Source organism: Rhizobium acaciae, from assembly GCF_025941625.1.
GTDB classification, from domain to species: domain Bacteria; phylum Pseudomonadota; class Alphaproteobacteria; order Rhizobiales; family Rhizobiaceae; genus Rhizobium; species Rhizobium acaciae.
Genome location: NZ_JAPCZO010000060.1, coordinates 1 through 2,856, shown reverse-complemented (window position 1 = coordinate 2,856; position 2,856 = coordinate 1). Strand labels below are relative to the sequence as shown.

4 protein-coding genes are annotated in these 2,856 nt (G+C 59.8%); 1 reads left to right on the top strand and 3 read right to left on the bottom strand.

Annotated elements, in window-relative coordinates:
- Positions 1 to 60 precede the first annotated feature (60 nt).
- A complete protein-coding gene (locus tag OLZ32_RS39000; protein WP_108523402.1) occupies positions 61 to 294 on the top strand; it encodes a DUF6429 family protein in 234 nt (77 codons plus the stop codon).
- On the opposite strand, the gene tnpC is transcribed toward OLZ32_RS39000, so the two are convergent.
- From tnpC to tnpA, 3 genes are read right to left on the bottom strand one after another with little or no spacing between them, the layout of a single operon-like run.
- Positions 275 to 1,954, bottom strand: a complete 1,680-nt coding sequence (gene tnpC / locus OLZ32_RS38995; protein ID WP_264425691.1) for an IS66 family transposase — start codon at positions 1,952 to 1,954, stop codon at positions 275 to 277. The two genes, OLZ32_RS39000 and tnpC, sit on opposite strands and share 20 nt — an antisense overlap.
- Positions 1,955 to 1,999: 45 nt before the next feature.
- Positions 2,000 to 2,353 (bottom strand): IS66 family insertion sequence element accessory protein TnpB, encoded by a 354-nt coding sequence (tnpB, locus tag OLZ32_RS38990; RefSeq protein WP_037436657.1) that lies wholly within the window; start codon positions 2,351 to 2,353, stop codon positions 2,000 to 2,002.
- Positions 2,350 to 2,796, bottom strand: a complete 447-nt coding sequence (tnpA, locus tag OLZ32_RS38985) for an IS66-like element accessory protein TnpA (RefSeq protein ID WP_130804157.1) — start codon at positions 2,794 to 2,796, stop codon at positions 2,350 to 2,352. The genes tnpB and tnpA overlap by 4 nt, the downstream gene beginning before the upstream one ends.
- Positions 2,797 to 2,856: the final 60 nt, after the last annotated feature.

Here is a 2,856-nt window from a genome sequence, read left to right as displayed (position 1 = left end):
ACTGTATCCATCCGAGCAGGGCCGCAGGATTTTGGGCGCCGCGCGTGGTAACGTGGGTTCATGGAGATCGATGAGGACAAGATCGACGATGCCGTTTTGGCGCTGTTATGGCTGACGCTGCATAACGAGCGTTGTGCCTGGAAGGGTTTCGACTGGGCAACGACGGATCGGCTTCACAAGAAGGGCTTGATCGGCGACCCAGTCAACAAGTCGAAGTCATTGATCCTGACCGATGAAGGCTTGGAGCGTTCGGAAGCGTTGTTCCGGGAGCTGTTTACGCGGCCGCCGCAATAGCCGTCCCTTTGTGTGTCTTCCATTGCCAAGGCAGCAGTTCGTGCAGGCGGGAGACAGGAAGATCGGCGATGCGGGCGAACACATCGGCGAGCCACGCTTTTGGGTCGACGTCGTTGAGGCGGCAGGTCGTGATGACGGAGAGCATGATGGCGGCTCGATCGGCCCCACGCTGGGAACCGGCGAAGGTCCAGTTTCGACGGCCGAGTGCAATTCCTCTCAGAGCGCGCTCGGCAGCATTGTTCGTGAGACAAATCCTGCCATCTGCGAGGAAACGGGCAAAGCCATCCCAACGCTTCAGCATGTAATCGATCGGCTCGATCACCTCGGACGATTTGCTGAGCGTGGCGCGCTCCCGTTTCAGCCACTCGTGCATGTCATCGAACAGCGGCTTGCTCTTTTCCTGCCGCGCGGCCAACCGTTCTTCGGCGCTCAATCCGTTGATCTGGCGCTCGATCTCGAACAGCGCGTCGTACCGTTGGACGGCCTCCAGGGCGATCGGTGAGATCGGCTTGCCTTTGCGTTTGCGGTCGCGGGCATTTTTCTGGATGTCGGCCAGTTCAAAGAATTTGCGCCGCGCGTGCGCATGACAAAAGGCGAAGGTGATCGGTACCGCTTTCTTTTCGGCGACACTGAGCGGCTCGAAGCCATTGTAACAATCACTCTGCAGAATGCCGCCATACCCGGCCAGGTGCTTCTGCGGATGCTCGCCGCGGCGGTCGCTCGACGCATAGTATATGGCCGCCGGCGCTGCCGCGCCGCCGTAGGGCCGGTCATCGCGCACGTAGGTCCATATTCGCCCGGTCGTGCATTTGTCTTTGGCCTGGATGGGAATGGTGGTGTCGTCGCCAAAAAGGCGCTCGGCCCCGAAGACATGCGTCTCGATCAGATCAAAGATCGGCAGCAGCGCGGCTGTTCCATACCCGACCTGGTCGGCCAGCGTCGAGGTCGAAAGCTCGATGCCCTCACATTTGAACCGGGTGCTTTGACGGTTGAGAGGGCTATGCATGCCAAACTTGTCAAACAGGATCGTCGCCAGCAGATGAGGACCGATGAAGCCGCGCGGTGTGGCATGGAACGGCGCCGGCGGCTGGCTGATCGCCTCGCAGTCACGGCAGGTAAATTTCTCCCGCACCGTCTCGATCACTTTGAACCGGCGCGGAACCTCCTCGAGCGTCTCAGTGACGTCTTCGCCCAGTTTCGACAGGCGCGACCCGCCGCAGCATGCACAGGTGACTGGGGGATCGATCACCACGCGCTCACGCTCGATATCCTCCGGCCACGGCTTTCGGACCGGCCGTTTGCGCGTGAACGAACGTACGCTCGAGGTCTTGGCGGCAGCCGCCTGCGCTGCGGCTTCATCCTCCGTCGCCGCCATCACCAGTTCTTCGAGCTGCAATTCCATCTGGTCGATCAGGCGCGCCGTGCGCTCGGATCGCCGGCCGCGCAGTTCGCGCTTCAGCTTTTCGATCGCCAGTTCCAGACTGGCGATCAAGGCCTCATTGTCCGACAGCATGGCCTGCGCATTGGCGGCTTGCGCCACCGCAATGTCCCGCTCGGCGACGACGGTATCACGTTCAGCCTGTAACATCTCACGCTCGGAAAGCAGCGCCAGATAGGCGCTCGCAAGGTCCGCAGGAAGATCCACAGGCTTCGAGGTCATAAAGCCATTCGATCAGATTCACTCAATATTTTCAATGCAATAATGCTATCCGACCCGTGTCGGACGCCAGGTTTCCTGCGGATTGCGCCAGTCGATCCCGGACAACAAATAAGATAATTGCGCCGGTGAGATCGCTACCGCCCCGCCCTCCATATTCGGCCAGATAAACCGGCCCTTCTCCAGCCGCCGGGTAAAAAGGCAGGCGCCCAGACCATCATGCCAGATGATCTTCAAAATATCCGATCTGCGCCCCCTGAAGACGAAGAGATGCCCTGACAACGGATCATGTTTCAGAACCTCCTGCACCCGAAGCGCCAGAGAAGGAAAGCCACAGCGCATGTCCGTATACCCCGTCGAAAGCCAGACCTTGACCCCTGTTCCCATCGGAAACGGATTCACCGCAGTGTCTCCAGTCCGCGCAGGATCCGAAGCAGCGCCTCAACGTCGACATCGCGGTCCACGATCACACGGCGACCATTGGCGCTGACAATCTCCATAAGCCCACTTTGTGCCGTCGAAGGGTTGGTCGGCGCAACAACCGGCATGCCTGGCTCCGGAACCAACAGCGCAGGAATAAACCCCTCACTCCCCCGGCCATTGCCGAGCCGTCCCTCGCGAGCTGCTTTACGCCAATCGTTCAACTGAAAGCGTGTGATCCCATGGCGGCGTGCTGTTGCCGTCACCTGACGCGGTGCGGAATAACTCTCCGACACGATCGCAAGTTTAGCCTCGTTGCTGAAACGGCGACGCCGCCCGCTATCGACAATCTCCATACGGCTAACTTGCGGCCGCTTCTCTATCGTTAAATCCACGGTTCTCACACTGTCTATATTGACGTCCATATAGACAGAGCATCCAGTTCGCCTCTCTTCTCAGCAAGGCGGCCTTCCTCGGATGCGTAC